Genomic DNA, 17,390 nt, shown 5'->3' with positions numbered 1-17,390 from the left:
ATCCATCTAAAAGTATTATTTATCTTTTAAAGCTTGTTGTATAGATGAATAAACGTTAATTTCATCTAATTTAATGCCCAGTTTAATTGTCGTTTGAGCAATTTCCGGTCGGATTCCTGATAAACAGGATTCTACTCCAATAATTGATAAGCTTTTTATGAGCATAAGTAATTGCTTTGCAACTGCCGTATCTACATCTGAAACGCCAGATAAATCCACAACCAGTCGCTCCACTCCCTTTTCATTACAAGATGCCAACACATTATTTATAATGACTCTTGCACGATATGTATCAATTTCTCCGACAAGCGGGAGTAAGCCTAGTGTTGGTGAGAGTAGAATAATTGGTGCACTCAACTCTGCGATCATCTCTCGCTGCTCACGAAAAAGCGTTTCCTGATTTCTCTCAAACTCAGTTGTCACTTTTAAGATGACTTGCTGCATCGTTTGTAGAATGACTTGACGATAGTGAGGCGCCTCATTAAGAGAGTCTGGGTGTTCCTCCATATATTCGTCTAATAACTCAAAATACTGCTGTTGTGTTTGAAGAAACTCATAAATTTTTGCGGAGTTCAATGTGTTTAAATGCGCCTCATCAAATGTGATTCCTCTGATCCAGTTATCCATATCCGCTCTAAATGTTTGCTCATCAGTAATGAAAACCTTAAAAAACTGTTCGTGAAAACTCATAGCTTGTCTTTTCAGCCGCTCCACATCTTCTGTTGATGTAGAAGAATAGACCCCGTTGTTCACTTGGTTAAGTGAGTCATACCATTGCTCAGTAATGTGCTGAAGCTTACTTACATAGAAATCATAGAGATGAATTTGGTTGGACATTGACTGATTTCCCTTCTTAACAGATCATATTCTTTTAGTGAGTGAAACATATGAAAGAAAACCCGTTCACCTCTGTAAACGGGCCTTAGCAAAAAAGGTGGATACATGTACACATACCTATACCCAGTATTCGACATCATTAATCATTTTTTTCTTTTTCAATCTACTTTCACTTCGTCAATCTCTTCAACAGGCATTTCATCCATTTTTACTACTTCTGTTTGCTCACTTAATAACGCTAATGCCAGGGCAAAAAATGCGAGCCCCATTACAAAACTTCCAATAAATGCAGATAAGCTAAAGCCCGAAATAAGAAGTAAACTTACAAATGAAATGAGCGCTGGGGAAATCATTAATACCAATTTTCGTTTCATATTGATCACACCTTATAAAAAATAGGAAAAGAGCCAACGCTCGGCTCTTATTTGATGAATGCTACGACTCTTTAGTTTGAGTTGTTATGATCATTTTTTCCTATTTCACTAAAATGTTTTTTGCCATGTTTATTTTTCGTTTTTTCTCCACCTTTTCTTCCTGCCTCTTCATAACTCATTTTTCTGCCTTGGTTATTCTCCGCCATGCTGAACGCCTCCTTTATAAGTATAGTTTCTGTGTAACCGATTCATATAAATTAAAACCACATTTTTCAAATTATTTTAAAAAAAGCAGAGCAACTTCTATTATTTGATAAACGAAGTGAGTAATTTAGATTTTATAAAACAACTAAACCCTTGTTGTAATAGTATTTTTATACAAATCTCATTATTTACCACAAACAAATAGTAATAAATAGGTTTGAGTTAAATACGAAAAGGAAATCCACTAGATAGCGCTCAACCATTCACAAAGGAGAGAAGTAAATTGGGGTTATTATCTATTATTACATTTGTAGCAATTGTTCTTGCGATTTGGCTTTATTCATTTAAAAGAAGCCGGGGCGTTAACATGGATTCATCAGAGGGATTATTCCTAGGAGGACGCAGTCTAACTGGAATTACGATTGCCGGTTCCGTTGTGATGACCAACCTTTCTACAGAACAGATTGTCGGACAAAACGGACAAAGCTATGAATCAGGGATGGAAGTAATGGGCTGGGAAGTCACTGCTGCCATCGCAATTGTTGCACTTGCTCTTATCTTTTTACCGAAGTATTTAAAATATGGTGTTAGCACAGTAACTGATTTTATTGAACTACGCTTTGATACAACCACAAAACGAATCGCTTCGCTATTATTCATTTTTACGTATGTGGTATCGTTCCTACCAGTTGTTCTTTATTCTGGTTCACTCGTATTTAATCAAATCTTTGCGGTAGACGAATTATTAAACGTCTCCCCTCTTATCGCCATTTCTATTATATCTGCCATCATTGGTATAGTTGGTCTATTTTATCTATTGATTGGTGGTTTACGTTTAAGTGCTTATAGTGACACAGTGTATGGTGTGGGGTTATTAATTATCGGACTAGCCATACCGATTCTAGGGTTATATGCATTAGGTAACAACAGCTTCATCGGTGGGCTTGAAACCATTCAACAAAGCACGCCTGAAAAGCTTAACTCATTTGGTGCCCTTGATTCAGAAATGGTTCCATGGCCTACACTCTTTTTAGGTCTATTCTTCAATAACTTATTCTTCTGGTGTGCCAACCAGATGATTGTACAAAAAGTATTGGCTGGTCGAGATCTAAAAGAAGGTCAAAAAGGGGCTCTTTATGTAGGGTTCTTTAAAATCTTCGGGGCGCTTTTCTTAGTGTTCCCAGGAATTATTGCATTTAACATGTTTGGAGATGGCGTAAATCCTTCTGATAACGCATATCCAATGCTTGTTACAGCCGTTCTACCTGAATGGGCATTTGGTATTTTTGCGGCCATTATCTTTGGTGCGATTTTGAGCTCGTTTGTTGGTGCGTTAAACGCAACGACCACATTACTCACGCTCGATTTTTACAAGCCTTTGAAAAAGAACGTATCCGATCGTCAAGTTGCACGAGCAGGAAAAACGTTTACGGTTGTGCTTGGTTTAATGACCGTTGTGATTGCTCCGCTCATTTCGTTTGCACCAGCTGGTTTATTCCATGTGGTTCAGCAATTTAACGGACTTTACAGCATGCCGCTTTTAGCAATCATACTACTCGGATTCTATTCGCGTTATGCTACACCATTTGCAGCTAAGTTCACATTTGTTTTCCATATCATTGTGTACGGCTCGATTGTCTTATTCACTGATATCCATTACTTATATGTGCTTAGCGTTATATTCTTTGTGGATCTATTCCTTATCTGGGGAATTAGTCGACTACAGAACAAAAAAGAATTTACGTTCCCAGAGGTTGAAGTCAAGGTTGATATGACTCCGTGGAAGCATAGTAAATGGGTAAGTGCCCTGATTGTGATTGTTGTTATTTTTACGTACTGGTTATTCTCCCCTTGGGGAATCGCGAGTGCCATGTAGCATTCAAAACACCGCTTAATTGCGGTGTTTTTTTTCATTGATCGTTAATTGATATCGAATACGCTCACAAAGCTCACAATATCTTAATGCGTCTGATGGAGTGACTTGTACATAGGCTTCTGCTGCTACGTGCTCATACAACTTTTTCAGATCAATAAACATTTTTAATATAGGCGCATCAAGCACACGATGTTTTTTTAACGACTCTACTTTCTGAACCTCGTCTGATTGAATAGACTTATTTTGTAACAAGTCACCAGTTTCCTTCTCAACAATGGACCAGATATAAAGCATGGCTGCTCGCGGAGAGACATGTGCAATTTGCTCAATATGCACTGGAGTCGGTTTGGAATCTTCCAATTCCTCCTCTTCCTCACTTTGGATCAGAACCGTCTGCATGTGGGCTGGATTTGATTGTTCAATTAAATGCAGCTGTTCTCCCACGTCTACACGCACATCACGGTATGAAATACTACGAATGGATTGAACCAATTGAGTGATTGGTACTTTAAGCATCAGGATAATCGCTATTATAGTAAGAGGCCAAATGCTTGAACCGACAATGGATGAAATGAATTCAAGAATGCTCAAACTTCCTCACCTCCACACTCGTCTCATTTAGACCAGTTTTTTTAAATAAAGAAAGGTAAGATAAATGTATGAATCCATTTAGATGGATATTCGAATACTAAACCAATCACGAAACAATGGAGGCTATTATGACTACGTATTCTTTCCCTGAGAATTTTATGTGGGGTGGCGCAACAGCTGCTAACCAATTAGAAGGTGCCTATGATGAGGGCGGTAAAGGAATGAACTTGGCAGATGTTATGCCTGGTGGAAAAGTACGCCTAGGTGTAATTGGAAATCCTGGCTTTGATTTTAAAATTGATCACGAAAAATATGTATACCCAAACCATACAGGAATTGATTTCTACCATCGTTACAAAGAAGACATCGCTCTTTTCGCAGAGATGGGATTCAAAACATACCGTATGAGTATTGCTTGGAGCCGTATCTTCCCGAAAGGAACAGAAACAGAGCCGAATGAAGAAGGTCTTGCATTCTATGACCGAGTATTTGATGAGTTAAAGAAATATGACATTGAACCAGTTGTCACGCTTTCGCATTACGAAATTCCACTTTACCTGATTACAGAATACGGTGGATGGCGCAGTCGTGAAGTGATCGGATTCTTCGAGCGTTATGCAACAACGTTGTTCAATCGTTATAAGAACAAAGTAAAGTACTGGTTAACGTTTAATGAAATCAACGGTGCGACACACATTCCGTTACTTGGTCTTGGCTTCTCACCTGATTCAGAAGAAACAAGATTGCAGGATAGCTTCCAAGGTCTACATCACCAGTTTGTAGCAAGTGCTCTAGCTGTTAAAGCAGCTCACGAAATTATTCCTGAAAGCCAAGTTGGTTGCATGCTTGTTTATGCTCCAACGTACTCTTTTGATAGTAACCCGCAAAATATTATGCACGCTCTACAAGAACAACGTGTATTCAATAACTATTGTGGGGATGTACATGTACGCGGAGCATATCCTGCGTTCGCTACTCGTTACTTCAAAGAAAACGGAATCTCTCTTGATATTCAAGAAGGCGACCTTGAAACCATTAAAGAAGGCACAGTAGACTTCATTTCACTAAGCTACTACATGTCTCGTACAGAGAAAAAAGAAAAATCACCAGAAGAAGTAGGTCAAGGAAACTTAATTGGTGGAGTGAAAAATCCATTCCTTAGCGCAAGTGACTGGGGCTGGGAAATCGACCCAGAAGGCCTACGCATTGCACTAAACCAGTTATATGATCGCTATCAGGTACCTCTGTTCGTTGTTGAAAACGGACTAGGTGCATATGATAAAGTAGAAGAAGACGGATCTATTAACGATGACTACCGCATTGATTACCTACGTAGCCACATTGCTGCAATGGGCGAAGCCATTGAAGATGGCGTAGAACTAATGGGTTACACGCCTTGGGGTTGTATCGACCTTGTCAGCGCATCGACTGGTGAAATGTCCAAGCGTTATGGCTTCATCTATGTAGACAAGCATGATGACGGCTCGGGCTCATTTGAAAGAAGCAAGAAAAAATCGTTTCATTGGTACAAGAACGTAATTGATACAAATGGTAAGGAACTATAAGATTTCGGACACAACTCGTTTAGAGTTGTGTTCTTTTTTGTTTCCAGACTTTTGGCATCCCCAAATCCCACCTCTTTTCTCCTATTTTAAGTTCTTTTGTCCCGATTGCTGAATAGACTATGAAAAAACAGCTCTAACGTCTATTCGGAGGGAAAAGATGAATCCAGCGATTGATATTTCAGCATTAAAACGTGTCTATGTAAAACCGAGAATTGTTGCCTTTATACCCGCTCACAACGAAGAACTCTCCATCCGTGACTGCTTAGAAGGATTAGCCGATCAAGAACTACCTCCCAATGTAGAGCTGGATGTCTTTGTTATTGCTGACAATTGTACAGATCGTACCGAGGAAGAATCTTTAAAGGCCGGTCAGGAGTTAGACTTACGAGTAATTGTTTTAAAGACAGAAGGAAACAAACAACGAAAAGTTGGTGCACTTAATACTGCCTGGAAAAGCATCTATGGAGATATCATGGAGTTATACGAAAATAAATTAACCCCTTTTCAAGAAAAGTACAAGCCTGCCGTAAAAGCAATTCTTGGGATGGATGCGGATAGTCGCCTCGCCCCTAAAGCGCTCATTCATTTATGGAAGGGTCTTATGAGCGCCCGCAACATCGGAGGCGTGATGGCAAAGTACACGATGAGGATGCCGTTGAAGAAAAGCTCCCTTACACGGGACGATCCATATTATGAACAGAAGATCCAAAGCGGTTTATATGGAGGTGCCATTCAACGCTGGTGGACACATCAGCAGAAACAAGACATGGCGAGTTGGATTCTTAACCTCCAATACCAAGGGGGCAGTACGTATGTACTCGGTGGACAGGCGACGTTGTTTCGTCCAGAAGCCCTTCAAAAAATCGTCGATGAAAATAACCTGGACGGGCCATGGCAAAACGATAGCGATGTAGAGGATATGCTCCTCACATGGCAGCTTCAAAAATTAAAATGGAAAACCTTAATCAGCCCTGACGCACGTTGCTTTGTGGATGCGATGAGATCCTACCATACGTACCGCCAGCAGCGAAACAAATGGCGCGGTGGCACGGTTGACCTGTTAACAAACAAAGATATTAAAATTAAAACCAGACACTACGGGATGCTGTGGCGGTCGCAGATGAAGACGTTTATTGATCTCTTTATCCGTATCTTATTTTTCTTACTCTTAACCGTCTCCCTCTCGACTGACCAATTCGTCTGGTCTTGGCTTTGGATTATTCCTGCTGCCCTCGCCTCCATTTTAAACGTAATTTTGGCCTTAAAAACACCCATGAGTCGACCCATAGATGTGTTCCTCGGTGGCCTCATTATAAGTACCGAAATTTACTTGTGGGTAAACTTCCTAACCTTTATCCAGGTGTGGCTCGATAAGCTTTCTCCATATAAAAAGGATGGCTGGGCCCAGCAGTATCAAGCAGAAAACGGTACAACGAGAAGTAAGCTCTGGCAAGGACTTGGGTTATTTACTCTAATGATTGCAGGTATTGTACTCGCTTCCATTCATTACAGAGAATTCTTAACAAGTGCACAGATCCAGGAACTAACCGAACCCTACCTTCGCTTCGGCTGGCTAGTTCTCACCTATCTGACCATTTTCGCATCATCCGTGATGGTCTACAAGATCTGGACACTACGCAGTCGACACAAAGCATAAAAATATGACCACGCTCTTTTTCACAAGAGCGTGGTTTTGTTCGTTATAATGAAGAAGAATTGTAAAAAGAAGGAGAGATGAAAATGAACCCATCAGTCATATTTGATATGGACGGCACCCTGTTTCAAACAGACAAAATACTCGAGCGCTCGTTAGATGACACATTTGACCATTTGCGCTCGATTGACGAATGGGACGGGCCAACTCCAATTAATACTTACCGTGAGATCATGGGTGTTCCCCTACCAAAAGTATGGGAAACCTTATTACCGAATCACTCAGAAACCATCCGCAAGCAAACAGATGCTTACTTTCTGAGCACACTCATCACGAACATACATAACGGGCAAGGCGCCCTCTACCCTAATGTCCAAAAGCTTTTCCTCTACCTTAAGGAACTTGACTATTCCATTTACATTGCAAGTAACGGATTAGTTGATTATCTCGCCGCCATTGTCCAGCATTATCAACTAGATGAATGGATCGATGAAACCTTCAGCATTCAACAAATTGACACCCTGAACAAAGGAGATCTCGTCAAAAAAATCCTCACAACCTATCACATCAAACAAGCCGTAGTCGTAGGCGATCGCCTATCGGACATTAACGCAGCCAAAGACAATGGATTACGATCAATTGGATGTAACTTTGACTTTGCCCAAGCAGACGAGCTGGCGCAAGCTGACTTTGTCATTAATGACCTATTGGAGATAAAAGAGCTAGTCGAAGTCCATTTACCAAGACAAAAAGCGTGATTACTAAGATAGAGCGGACTCCTCTAAGAGCCGTGCCCTTTTACCAAGCGCATGGCTCCATTTAGCAAGCAGCAAGGCCGTTACCAAGAAACATTTATCTAATACCAAGAACAAATACTCTTTTACCCAGAAGAATAGAGACAAAACCAAGCTAGATGTCACATTTAATCAAGCTCGCCCCCCTTTTAATAAGGAGAATGAATGTTAGTTTAAGAAGTGTGAGGAATTTACCAAGAAGCGAACCTACTTCACCCCTCCTAGATGAGGCCTGTAAAAGAACTTTATATCACTTAAAAATCAAAAAGAGGGAAAGTGGATCTAATCCACCTTCCCTCTTTTCTTCTATTAAGACTTATTGCTTGGCGCAAGTTTGTTCGCTGCACTCTCTTTAATCAACTTAGCTTTTGCTTCATTCGTTTCGGCATAGGCAGCTAACAGGACACTTAAGCTCGTTACCCCCATAAGCACTTGAAACGTTTCCATTTTAAATGACCTCCATTGGTTCTCTTTGTTACCTACACTTCTATACCACCCACTCACTTAAGCCAAACATTAGAATGGTAACCACGTAAGTAACGCAAAACCTGCAAGGACCAAGATCATTGTTCCCATGAACCCAGCTAGAAGAACCTTGCCTCCTTGTTTTCTTAAAATCGTTACGTCCATCTTCAGACCAAGTCCAGCCATTGCCATAGCAAGAAGGAGATAGGATAGAAAGATACACGAATCAATGATTGATGAGGGAAGGATTCCAAGTGTATTCACCACACTCATCGCAACAAAACCAAAGAGGAACCACGGAATCGGTGGAATGCTCTTAGACCCGGTTTGCTTTGCACCTCTGTTTAACCAGGTCATCACTCCGAACGCCACGGGTACTAGCAATGCAACTCTTGTAAGCTTCACTACAATCCCCATATCCTCAGCATCTGCTCCACCAACTGATGATGCGGCAACCACATGAGCCACTTCATGCAAGGTCCCTCCAGCAAAGATGCCAAATAGATTATCTGAGAATGGGAGCCACGTATACAAAAGAGTATATAAAAGAGTAAACGCCGTTCCGAGTAGCGCTATCACAGCTACTGCTACGCCTATGGTCTGTTCCTTTGCTTTGACAATTGGGGCGATGGCCAGTATCGCTGCTGCCCCACAAATCGCCGTTCCACATGCAGTTAAGATACTTAAGGTTTGATTCACACGAAAGGCACGACATAATCCGTAAACAACCGCCAATGTAGCAATCAACAACACAATCGCATAAAAAAAGACTGGTAAACCAGCTTCATAAATATCTAATAAATTTAACCGTAGTCCGAGTAAAATGATTCCCAAACGAAGGAGCCTCGTACTCGCATACTCCACACCCGGAAGATAATTGCGATTGATTCCGATAATTCCCCTCCAAAGGATGCCAATCAGAATCGCAATTACCAAGTGCCCCACAATCTCTATATAAGGAACCTGTGCCACGAAATAAGCGATTCCAGCAATACCAAATGTTAATCCTAACCCAATCCAGAAGTTTCTACTATGCATACAATCTCCTCCTGATGTCTACCTCAAGCTTACTCCCCTTCTTTTTATTTGTGAAATAAATATATATAATAATATTAATTAAAAAAATAAATAATAGGAGGTGCATCCGATGCATATGGATGAGCTTGAGACCTTTATTACACTTGTTCAGGAAAAGAATTTTACAAAGACGGCCGTAAGACGGTCGCTCTCACAACCCACTGTTAGCGTTCATATCAGGAATCTAGAAAGGGAATTTTCGGCTACCTTTTTTAACCGAACAACTAAATCCCTGCATGTCACAGTAGAGGGTGCTTTGTTCTATGAACAAGCATTAAAGATAAAGGCTCTGTACGAGCAAACAAAAGAATCTCTCTATCAACAACAGCATCAAGCAGAAGGACATATACGGATTGGGACAAGCTTTACAATTGGAGAGTACATACTACCCCAGTTAATTGCTCGCCTACGTCACGATCATCCGTTGATCGAAATTAGTATTACTATGGGCAATTCACACTCTGTCATTGATGCTGTCAGGACCTTTGAAGTCGACATAGGCTTTGTCGAAGGGGAAACTACTTCAAAAGAAGTAACCCTCACACCTTTTCAACAGGACCGATTACGCGTTGTATGCTCTGGAGATGTAGATAAACCGAACACCTTAGGAGAATTACAGAACAAGACATGGGTTATCCGAGAAGCAGGCTCCGGAACCCGTTCCTCCTTTGATCACTTAGTGGCTGCAAACCAGATTCAACTAGGTTCCACAATCATCTTTAGTTCAACTCATGGAATAAAGGAAAGCATCAAAAACAATCTCGGCTATGCGTTTCTATCAGAGGCTACTATACAAACCGAACTGAAAGAACAGGCATTACAAACCGTAGATATCGAAGGATTACAGGAAGAGAGATCCTTTTCCTATGTAGTAACGAAAGGCACAGTGCCGGGGAGGAATCTGGAGTTATTGTTGGGGTATCTTTAAATAATGAGAAAATGACGAATGATTCAATTGCAGAATCATTTTGAGTCACTAACACTGGGTCATCCTAAGAGCGAAGATACGGATATATCAGCACTTATTAATCCAAAGGAAACAGATCGCTTGAAATCTTGGATTCAAGAAGCGAAAGAAAGAGGAGCTACCATCGAAATTGGCGGCAATGTTCAAGGAACTGTATTTGAACCAACCGTTATTACAGGTGCAACCAAGGATCTTTCTGTAAACTGCCAAGAAGCATTTGGTCCAATTGTGACAATTGAGCCTTATGGTGATATTGATGAAGCGATCGCAAAAGTCAATGACTCAGAGTATGGTTTACAAGCTGGTATCTATACAAAAGAAGTATCCATTGCCTTTAAAGCAGCCGATGAGTTAGAAGTTGGAGGCGTGATTATTAATGACATTCCTTCCTTCCGTGTGGACAACATGCCATATGGCGGCGTAAAAAACAGTGGAGTTGGAAAAGAAGGAATTAAATATTCTACAGAGGAAATGACTGAGTTGAAATTCATCTCTTTTAAGCTGTAAGAACGAATAAAAAACTAAGGCTAATGATTCATTTTGGATCATTAGTCTTTTTTGTCCTTCCCTTCAACACTTTCTCTTTTGCAATATAAATAGAATGGCAGGAATACGTGATCATTTTATTGAATGTGTCTTAGAAAAAGCAATGAAAGCGAGGTTCCAGTATGACTTCAAGCCATTCTTGTCTTAAAAAAGTGCATCTAGAGCCAATCCGTTTAACCACTTGTAGATTCGTGAATTCGATAGGGGATATGATTTATAAAAGACGTAAGATCTATGTTGAAGTAATGTTCAATCTCTTTCTTTAAATCTTGCTTTAATGAAAGAAACGCCTTTAGAATTTCCTTTTGTTCAAAATCAATAGGTTCTTCTCGAACACTCCAGATAGATTGCATTAATACCTTATCACGGTAAGGAACGAGAGAAAGAATTGGACCTTCACTCTCATCATGGTCAATGGAAAAATAGTAAAATGCTTGAATCTTATCATTATGATCTAACTTACCCCATTCAATTAAGCTTTTATAAAATTCTAGAATGGTGAGTCCTTCAATTCTCACAAACAACTTTTGTTTATGCCATATGGAAAGATTCGCTTCTACACGTAAGGTCGCAGAGACATCTCTTCGATTTTTATTCGTTAATACATTAGATGGGCTAGTTATTGTAAAATAAAACATAATGGCCTGTGATCCGTTCATTTTTTACTCCTTACATTAACTTAAAGATATTGGGGGAAAACCTACATGTACCAAGTTTCACTAAAACCACCTGCCGATTATTATGATGACTCGATTCAAGAGTTAGATCAAGAAATTCTAAAGCTCCTCTCTGAACGAAAGCAACGCACACAAAATAATCCAGGCTTTCCACACAAGTCGCTTCTCACAAAATGGGCAAAAGACCTTCAATTTGAAGAGGCATTCTTACATAGCTTTTTTTCCAACCTATTTTATGAGGACGAGCATAAACCAATTGTTGAGCCTAAAGGCTTCCTTAAAAATATACCCGTCCTAAAAGGAGTGGAATGCAAAGGCGTGTTCCACTCTATCACTTTAATCAAACAATATAAAAATGCCAGCGTGCTTAATCTAGCAACTGACTATAACTCTGACTCTCAGGATCATCCCTTTTATGAACTGGTGATTAAAGGGGGCGAGACGACTTATGAATGTCAGTGGCGAGGTGGCGGTGGCTCGGGCGAACACATGAATACAAGCTTTGTCGTTATCCCTGCTCTACCTGATCAAGAAACAGGACTTACACTTACCTTTAAGGAGTTTAGAGATATGCCTAAGCGATTTAAACCCGACACCACATTTGAACTAACTTATTAATCAAACGTTTGTTTAACCTAGAACTGAACACTAAACCCATTAAACTGGTGTACCCCAGTGCCAAAGTGCAGTAAGTTATGCTCTCTCAAGTATGTAACTGCAACCCTGACCTCATCTAGAATCTTAGGAGAAAGACCTAATGTATTATGTGCTCCATACACTCTACTAACGCCTTCAAGTGCTGCTATTTTCTCTAAGGAATCAGCAAGATCACTGGGACTCGTTGATGGATAATGAGCATACACGGGTGTAGTGTCGTACAATAAATCACCGGTAAACAAATAGCCACTCTTCTTTTCAAAAAATGAGAGGTGACCCGGTGAATGGCCAGGGGTATGTAATACGGTTAACACACGGCCCCCACCATCAAACACTTGACCATCACGCAACAAACCAGTTGGCTCACCTTGAAACGGTCGATAGGTTTTAGGATCAAATGAATCAGGAGTTGGAACTGTGATATCTCGACTCATATCCTTTCGTATTTGCTCTAGAGGAAGTCCTTGTATCCCGTTGACTAGCCAATCTTGATCAGCCTCATGAACATAGATGCGCTCATATTGACCGTGGCTTCCGATATGGTCTGCATGTACATGTGTCGTTAAGACATCGATCGGAAGCTTGGTTAACTGCGAGGTCACTCTTGACAGATCATCAATACCAAGCCCGGTGTCTATTAACATAGCTCTCTTATCCCCTATAAGGAGAAACGAGTGAACCTTCTCCCAATGACCATACTCGCTAATCGCAAATGTGGACGGGTCAATCTCTTGAACGGTAAACCAAGGATCATTTAGCATCATGTCTCTCCGTTTCTATGTAATATGAAGCTGTTCTTTTAGTTTCTTTTTATAGCGTTCAAGTTTCTTAATTTTCTTACATGTAAAGAATGAACAGATCGTAACAAGGAGTAGAAGGTGTTCATACTCCTCTCGGTTGTTGTTTAAAATACGATCCTGCATAGAAAGCACTCCCTTATTAATTGATATATTGTACCATTCAAGATATGAGAGGAAATTCCTGCAAAATAAAATTCAGAATGGAGTCCACATATGAAAACATCAAGAAACCCTAACACCGTCCACCAACCCGTAGCCCCCTACGTTCATCAAATGGAAGTCACAGGTCCGAACCGGTGGCTTACCCTATCAGGTCAGCTTGGGATGAGTGTAGACAATGAAATTCCTGAAGATCCCATAGAGCAACTAAAACTAGCACTCCACAACATTAAACTGAATCTCGATGAAGCAGAGATGGAGATCAAAGACCTAACGAAACTGGTCTTTTATTTAGTCGGAGAATTCGAAACGGACAAACGGAGACAGGTTGTTCATGACTTTCTTGATGGACATCTCCCATGTACCACATTATTGTATGTAGTCGCACTCGCTGCACCGCCGTTTAAAGTGGAGATTGATGCGTGGGCGTGTAAAGAACTCTAGCAAAAAAGAACGCTCTGCACGTGGCAGAACGTCCTTTTTTGTTTAGTGGAACATGATTTCTTGTTGGAATTTGGTGGCTAATGCGCCGATTTGTGGAGAGTAGAATCCCTCACGATTATCCGCTTGCGTGAAGATGTAGTACCAGTCGCCTTGTTTCTGGACGAGTTCAAATGTCCTTAGCATTTCGTCATCCTGACCTTGTCGCATTATATGATAGAAGCTTACATGACTTGCCCCTTCAACATATTGAGGATCAAACTCATATCCATTTATTAACGTTTCCTTTGCATCTTCAACTGAAACAGATGGATCTAACTTTCCAAACGAATAGTAACTATTGTTTCCATTCTTCTCATGAACAAATTTCCACTCCGTGAATCCATTCCGCTCAATTTTCTCTACTTCCGTTCCCTCTTCTAGATAACTTGTAAAACCTAGTTCATGCTCGTAAAGGAGTAATTCTGTGAAATCATACGTAGGCATTCCAGTTAAGATTGTGATCGATGAGCGCCTGCCGTACTTTTGCTCATAAGGTCCATAAGCTGCTACCATATCGTAAGCGTTACTTGGAGTAATACCACTCAAAGTAACATAGGTCGAAGCAAGTTTACTTGAATGAGTTGAATTAATATCCGTTAATAGTATGAGCTTCTTCCCAAATAAATCAGCTTCAACATAATCGTACAAACGCCTATCATTTTCATTTATTAATGTATACATTTTAGTTGTATCATCTAATTCAATTGCAAAACGATTATCATATCTACTAAGAAAGTGGAACTCTATACCTAGCTGTTGTTCTTCTTCAAATAAGTATCTTAACCAATCCATCGGAACTTCTGTCGCCTTTGTATACATAATATCTGACAACAACTCTTCCCTCGCTTGATTAACCTCTTCCTGGGAAGCTTCATTCTCAAAAATTAATATCGTTTGCTGAACTCCACCAAATCCCGTTAAAGTCGTTTTGGTTCCGTTAGCAAAACCGTCATCGCTTCTACTCATCTCCCAATCATCCGGTACAAATACTTGGAGTTCATCATGATGAAACTGTTTATCTCCCCCTCCACCAACATCACCTAGCTCATAGTCCGGTCGCTCCACCACCTCAGAAAGCAATTCCTCATTCACATCAATCTCATCAAAATCCACAGCCTTCTCTTCATTCACTTCCTCTACCTTCTCTACCTGATTCTCTTCATCTGCCGGCTGTTCTTGGTTGTCGGTTATCGGTAAGACGGTGAAAATAATGAACCCTAGTAACGCAGCAGCTCCTAGGCTTGATGCGATATATGCGCCTCGGCTTTTAGGCTTTGGTTCTTCGGCGTCCTGCATGCCTTGTTTGAATGCTTTTAAGCTTTTGGTGTAAGCACTATGAGGTAAGACAATGTATTTCTTCTCTTTGGGATTATCCATTATACGCTACCCCCTCATCCCGCTGTGTCTTCAGCATCTTTTTCGCACGCTTTTGCGTAGACTTAACTGACATCACTGAGACCCCTGTAATCCTTGCTGTATCAAGTAACGAGAATTCTTCAACGTACCTAAGATGCATAATGCGCCGATACTTTAAAGGGAGCTGGTTAATGAGATGCTGTAGCTCTGATAATTGCTCTCCGTGTCCAACTCCTCCACGGTAATCAATAAACTCTTCCTGTAATGGAACGGTCTTTAGTTGTGTTTCCTGTTTACGATAATAATCAATAATAGCGTGTCTTGTAATTACGTAGATCCACGTTTTAAATGATGAGCGTTGTTTAAAGTGACTGATCTTCGTTGCCACTTTGTAAAAGACCTCTTGGAGGATCTCTTCCGCCGCATCATAATTGCTCGTCTCCGTATAGATATAATGATAGATTTGACGAGCATAGCGTTTATGTAAAGCCTCTAAGGCCAATTCGTCTCCATTCAGCATCCGTTTAACCAATTCTTTATCTTCCAAAAAAGTCTCACTCTCCCTTCACTTATATAGACGAATGAAAACCATAAAAAGTGGCACGTATTTTAAAATTAGATTAATTTTTTAATGCTTACCAAGAAACATCTACAGATTAGTAAGAACAACCTACTTCTTAACAAGAAAAAGACAGGTTTAATCAAGCTAAACGCAGATCCCACCAAGCTCTAATCCCTTGCACCAAGTCCCGTCCTCCCATCACCAAGAAGAAGTCCACTAAAAGCAAGAAGCTCATACCAAAAAAAGCGAAACAAGCTCTATCTGCTCGTTTCGCCCTTCACTATTTACGCCAAAATGTTGTCACTTCAGCCTTGTCTTGAATGTTAAACTCAATCAGCTTACCAATGAGAGAAAAGTCCGTTGGCATCTTCCACTTCATGCGAACCAATTGAGCCGTATGATCATAACCAGCTTCTTTAATTTCATCAGAAAAGCGATCAATAACAACCTTTTCAGGTGCAACGGCCAAATGCTGCTTTGCTACACTAAATCCAATGATAAATGTTTCATGATGCGTGAACATCGGTTGGTTCCATGCAATCTTTGGCGCAAGCTCCGGATACGTTTTAAGCACCCACGCTAATACCTCTTCTGTTCTCGCGCGATGGTCCGGGTTATCAATTCCCTCTAAAAACTCTGCAAATACGTCCATAAAATCGCTCCTTCTTGATCTGTTATGCCAGTGGCAAATCTTTATGTAATTCAGTCATTTGATCGTGTAGTTCGATTACATCTTGTACCTTAGGATGAATGATTGGATTCCCAAATGTGGCCACATGCTCACACGTTCGCCTCTTGGAAGAAGCGTTTTTATAATTCTGCTCCCATTGATCCATCTGCTTTTTTTCTTCTTGCTTCAAGTAGGGAAACCGCACGGGAGGTTGATACAGTCCAATCCGCTTTGGCTTAGGAGTCAGCCGTGCTCGAAAGCTTTTTTGAGCAGAGCACAGCTTTCGATACTGCGGGTCACTGTTCAATTGCTCCAATAACCGATCTGAATCCGCATCTCCTGGTGTGTAAATCTTATGCGTGATTAAATAACGCAGCCCCCCTCGGGTTCGATACACACGTACGCCTCTTTCTGAATGTTCTTCAACCCATCCTCTTATATGCTTAATGGCTGCTTCCTCAATCGTTTCAGGTTTTTCAGTTGGTTCAAAAAACAAACCGAGAACGCGTTTGAATAGCGTCGGTTTAGGTTCTTCTATATCAACGTCCACAAACATCACATGAGCCGTGTTCAACACCAAACAACCCTGCGCATTCCGCGTAATGACCAATTCCGCTGATTCTTGCTCATCTTTTTGTTCAAAGATTACTTCTTCTCGAACAGGTCGATCGCCGTAATATTCGTTCGACAAATACTCACCAGAACGAATGCGACTTCGTAAAAGCTCCGCCGCTTGATTTGCCAGTTGCTGCGCATCATCCAAGCTATGATCAGACCATCGCCATACAGGGATGGAGAACTGAGTCCCTGAAGCTTCTCTTTCATTTACTATTGATTTTGCCCAGAACTTTGGAAAATACATACGAATCCCCTCAACAATCCAGCATCTCTACGTTTTTTTAACAGTCTTCCAGACAATAAGGATGGCAACAATGAGTACAAGGATGACCAAAAGCTCTAAGCTAAAATTCACCCAGCTAAATTCACTATACGTCGCGTCTACCTTAGACATTTGAACGACTCCTTTTCTTTTATTGTACCATAGAGAAATTAGCTTTTTGACAAAACAATGCAGC

Annotated in this window: 21 protein-coding genes and 1 pseudogene; 8 read left to right on the top strand and 14 right to left on the bottom strand. The window is 40.6% G+C overall.

Features of this window, described 5'->3' with window-relative positions; genetic code table 11:
* Window positions 1-15: 15 nt before the first annotated feature.
* The 3 genes from NSQ54_01275 to NSQ54_01265 form a co-directional block, all read right to left on the bottom strand.
* A complete protein-coding gene (locus tag NSQ54_01275; protein WYP26778.1) occupies window positions 16-837 on the bottom strand; it encodes an STAS domain-containing protein in 822 nt (273 codons plus the stop codon).
* Between the two features lie 158 nt (window positions 838-995).
* The gene (locus NSQ54_01270) at window positions 996-1,211 is read right to left on the bottom strand and encodes a hypothetical protein (GenBank protein ID WYP26777.1); all 216 of its coding nucleotides are present in this window, start codon (window positions 1,209-1,211) and stop codon (window positions 996-998) included.
* A 71-nt stretch (window positions 1,212-1,282) separates the two neighbouring features.
* Entirely contained in the window at window positions 1,283-1,417 is a 135-nt protein-coding gene (locus NSQ54_01265) for a hypothetical protein (protein ID WYP26776.1), read from the bottom strand.
* Window positions 1,418-1,698: 281 nt separating this feature from the next.
* Between NSQ54_01265 and NSQ54_01260 the strand changes: the two genes are divergently transcribed.
* Window positions 1,699-3,291, top strand: coding sequence for a solute:sodium symporter family transporter (locus NSQ54_01260; protein WYP26775.1), 1,593 nt, complete (start codon window positions 1,699-1,701; stop codon window positions 3,289-3,291).
* Between the two features lie 15 nt (window positions 3,292-3,306).
* Here the strand turns inward: NSQ54_01260 and NSQ54_01255 are convergent, their stop codons facing one another.
* Complete coding sequence (locus NSQ54_01255; protein WYP26774.1) at window positions 3,307-3,882, bottom strand: hypothetical protein; 576 nt, start codon at window positions 3,880-3,882, stop codon at window positions 3,307-3,309.
* A 128-nt stretch (window positions 3,883-4,010) separates the two neighbouring features.
* On the opposite strand from NSQ54_01255, the gene NSQ54_01250 reads away from it, so the two are divergent.
* From NSQ54_01250 to NSQ54_01240, 3 genes and pseudogenes are all read left to right on the top strand, one after another.
* Window positions 4,011-5,447, top strand: a complete 1,437-nt coding sequence (locus NSQ54_01250; protein WYP26773.1) for a glycoside hydrolase family 1 protein — start codon at window positions 4,011-4,013, stop codon at window positions 5,445-5,447.
* Between the two features lie 157 nt (window positions 5,448-5,604).
* The gene (locus NSQ54_01245) at window positions 5,605-7,104 is read left to right on the top strand and encodes a glycosyltransferase family 2 protein (protein WYP26772.1); all 1,500 of its coding nucleotides are present in this window, start codon (window positions 5,605-5,607) and stop codon (window positions 7,102-7,104) included.
* A gap of 68 nt (window positions 7,105-7,172) precedes the next feature.
* Window positions 7,173-7,859 (top strand): annotated as a pseudogene (locus NSQ54_01240) (HAD hydrolase-like protein).
* 345 nt (window positions 7,860-8,204) lie between these two features.
* Here the strand turns inward: NSQ54_01240 and NSQ54_01235 are convergent.
* Both NSQ54_01235 and NSQ54_01230 read right to left on the bottom strand, forming a co-directional pair.
* Window positions 8,205-8,342 carry a hypothetical protein gene (locus tag NSQ54_01235; protein WYP26771.1) on the bottom strand — a complete coding sequence of 46 codons (138 nt, stop codon included), beginning with the start codon at window positions 8,340-8,342 and terminating at the stop codon, window positions 8,205-8,207.
* 69 nt (window positions 8,343-8,411) lie between these two features.
* Window positions 8,412-9,398, bottom strand: coding sequence for a putative sulfate exporter family transporter (locus tag NSQ54_01230; GenBank protein WYP26770.1), 987 nt, complete (start codon window positions 9,396-9,398; stop codon window positions 8,412-8,414).
* 109 nt (window positions 9,399-9,507) lie between these two features.
* Between NSQ54_01230 and NSQ54_01225 the strand changes: the two genes are divergently transcribed.
* On the top strand, window positions 9,508-10,365 hold the full coding sequence (locus NSQ54_01225; protein ID WYP26769.1) for a LysR substrate-binding domain-containing protein: 858 nt from the start codon (window positions 9,508-9,510) through the stop codon (window positions 10,363-10,365).
* A gap of 18 nt (window positions 10,366-10,383) precedes the next feature.
* Entirely contained in the window at window positions 10,384-10,911 is a 528-nt protein-coding gene (locus NSQ54_01220) for an aldehyde dehydrogenase family protein (protein ID WYP26768.1), read from the top strand.
* A gap of 212 nt (window positions 10,912-11,123) precedes the next feature.
* Here NSQ54_01220 and NSQ54_01215 read toward each other — a convergent pair whose 3' ends face one another.
* The gene (locus tag NSQ54_01215; GenBank protein ID WYP26767.1) at window positions 11,124-11,609 is read right to left on the bottom strand and encodes a hypothetical protein; all 486 of its coding nucleotides are present in this window, start codon (window positions 11,607-11,609) and stop codon (window positions 11,124-11,126) included.
* Window positions 11,610-11,654: 45 nt separating this feature from the next.
* On the opposite strand from NSQ54_01215, the gene NSQ54_01210 reads away from it, so the two are divergent.
* A complete protein-coding gene (locus NSQ54_01210) occupies window positions 11,655-12,245 on the top strand; it encodes a hypothetical protein (protein ID WYP26766.1) in 591 nt (196 codons plus the stop codon).
* A gap of 17 nt (window positions 12,246-12,262) precedes the next feature.
* Here the strand turns inward: NSQ54_01210 and NSQ54_01205 are convergent, their stop codons facing one another.
* Together NSQ54_01205 and NSQ54_01200 are read right to left on the bottom strand one after the other, a co-directional pair.
* Window positions 12,263-13,045, bottom strand: coding sequence for an MBL fold metallo-hydrolase (locus tag NSQ54_01205; protein WYP26765.1), 783 nt, complete (start codon window positions 13,043-13,045; stop codon window positions 12,263-12,265).
* A gap of 15 nt (window positions 13,046-13,060) precedes the next feature.
* On the bottom strand, window positions 13,061-13,207 hold the full coding sequence (locus tag NSQ54_01200) for a hypothetical protein (protein WYP26764.1): 147 nt from the start codon (window positions 13,205-13,207) through the stop codon (window positions 13,061-13,063).
* A 90-nt stretch (window positions 13,208-13,297) separates the two neighbouring features.
* Here NSQ54_01200 and NSQ54_01195 point away from each other — a divergent pair, with 90 nt between their 5' ends.
* Window positions 13,298-13,687, top strand: a complete 390-nt coding sequence (locus tag NSQ54_01195) for a RidA family protein (GenBank protein ID WYP26763.1) — start codon at window positions 13,298-13,300, stop codon at window positions 13,685-13,687.
* 42 nt (window positions 13,688-13,729) lie between these two features.
* Here NSQ54_01195 and NSQ54_01190 read toward each other — a convergent pair whose 3' ends face one another.
* The 5 genes from NSQ54_01190 to NSQ54_01170 all read right to left on the bottom strand — a co-directional run bounded on the left by NSQ54_01190 (window position 13,730) and on the right by NSQ54_01170 (window position 17,326).
* Window positions 13,730-15,103, bottom strand: coding sequence for a hypothetical protein (locus tag NSQ54_01190; protein ID WYP26762.1), 1,374 nt, complete (start codon window positions 15,101-15,103; stop codon window positions 13,730-13,732).
* Complete coding sequence (locus tag NSQ54_01185; GenBank protein WYP26761.1) at window positions 15,096-15,629, bottom strand: RNA polymerase sigma factor; 534 nt, start codon at window positions 15,627-15,629, stop codon at window positions 15,096-15,098. Before NSQ54_01185 ends, NSQ54_01190 begins: the two co-directional genes overlap by 8 nt.
* Window positions 15,630-15,924: 295 nt before the next feature.
* Entirely contained in the window at window positions 15,925-16,296 is a 372-nt protein-coding gene (locus tag NSQ54_01180) for an iron chaperone (protein WYP26760.1), read from the bottom strand.
* A gap of 22 nt (window positions 16,297-16,318) precedes the next feature.
* Complete coding sequence (locus tag NSQ54_01175; GenBank protein WYP26759.1) at window positions 16,319-17,176, bottom strand: hypothetical protein; 858 nt, start codon at window positions 17,174-17,176, stop codon at window positions 16,319-16,321.
* Window positions 17,177-17,203: 27 nt separating this feature from the next.
* Window positions 17,204-17,326 carry a hypothetical protein gene (locus NSQ54_01170; protein WYP26758.1) on the bottom strand — a complete coding sequence of 41 codons (123 nt, stop codon included), beginning with the start codon at window positions 17,324-17,326 and terminating at the stop codon, window positions 17,204-17,206.
* Window positions 17,327-17,390: the final 64 nt, after the last annotated feature.

Source organism: Alkalihalobacillus sp. FSL W8-0930 (assembly GCA_037965595.1).
In the GTDB taxonomy this organism is placed as follows: Bacteria; Bacillota; Bacilli; order Bacillales; family Bacillaceae_D; genus Alkalicoccobacillus.
The sequence above is the reverse complement of the archived record's forward strand: the minus strand, read 5'-3'. Positions and strand labels throughout refer to the sequence as shown.

Excerpts from the sequence above, each read along its gene's own strand:
- NSQ54_01220 (WYP26768.1), top strand. The coding sequence starts at position 10,384 with ATGATTCAATTGCAGAATCATTTTGAGTCACTAACACTGGGTCATCCT.
- NSQ54_01275 (WYP26778.1), bottom strand. The coding sequence starts at position 837 with ATGTCCAACCAAATTCATCTCTATGATTTCTATGTAAGTAAGCTTCAG.
- NSQ54_01170 (WYP26758.1), bottom strand. The coding sequence starts at position 17,326 with ATGTCTAAGGTAGACGCGACGTATAGTGAATTTAGCTGGGTGAATTTT.
- NSQ54_01215 (WYP26767.1), bottom strand. The coding sequence starts at position 11,609 with ATGAACGGATCACAGGCCATTATGTTTTATTTTACAATAACTAGCCCA.
- NSQ54_01175 (WYP26759.1), bottom strand. The coding sequence starts at position 17,176 with ATGTATTTTCCAAAGTTCTGGGCAAAATCAATAGTAAATGAAAGAGAA.
- NSQ54_01225 (WYP26769.1), top strand. The coding sequence starts at position 9,508 with ATGCATATGGATGAGCTTGAGACCTTTATTACACTTGTTCAGGAAAAG.
- NSQ54_01250 (WYP26773.1), top strand. The coding sequence starts at position 4,011 with ATGACTACGTATTCTTTCCCTGAGAATTTTATGTGGGGTGGCGCAACA.
- NSQ54_01245 (WYP26772.1), top strand. The coding sequence starts at position 5,605 with ATGAATCCAGCGATTGATATTTCAGCATTAAAACGTGTCTATGTAAAA.
- NSQ54_01200 (WYP26764.1), bottom strand. The coding sequence starts at position 13,207 with ATGCAGGATCGTATTTTAAACAACAACCGAGAGGAGTATGAACACCTT.
- NSQ54_01235 (WYP26771.1), bottom strand. The coding sequence starts at position 8,342 with ATGGAAACGTTTCAAGTGCTTATGGGGGTAACGAGCTTAAGTGTCCTG.
- NSQ54_01190 (WYP26762.1), bottom strand. The coding sequence starts at position 15,103 with ATGGATAATCCCAAAGAGAAGAAATACATTGTCTTACCTCATAGTGCT.
- NSQ54_01180 (WYP26760.1), bottom strand. The coding sequence starts at position 16,296 with ATGGACGTATTTGCAGAGTTTTTAGAGGGAATTGATAACCCGGACCAT.
- NSQ54_01270 (WYP26777.1), bottom strand. The coding sequence starts at position 1,211 with ATGAAACGAAAATTGGTATTAATGATTTCCCCAGCGCTCATTTCATTT.
- NSQ54_01265 (WYP26776.1), bottom strand. The coding sequence starts at position 1,417 with ATGGCGGAGAATAACCAAGGCAGAAAAATGAGTTATGAAGAGGCAGGA.
- NSQ54_01210 (WYP26766.1), top strand. The coding sequence starts at position 11,655 with ATGTACCAAGTTTCACTAAAACCACCTGCCGATTATTATGATGACTCG.
- NSQ54_01230 (WYP26770.1), bottom strand. The coding sequence starts at position 9,398 with ATGCATAGTAGAAACTTCTGGATTGGGTTAGGATTAACATTTGGTATT.
- NSQ54_01195 (WYP26763.1), top strand. The coding sequence starts at position 13,298 with ATGAAAACATCAAGAAACCCTAACACCGTCCACCAACCCGTAGCCCCC.
- NSQ54_01205 (WYP26765.1), bottom strand. The coding sequence starts at position 13,045 with ATGCTAAATGATCCTTGGTTTACCGTTCAAGAGATTGACCCGTCCACA.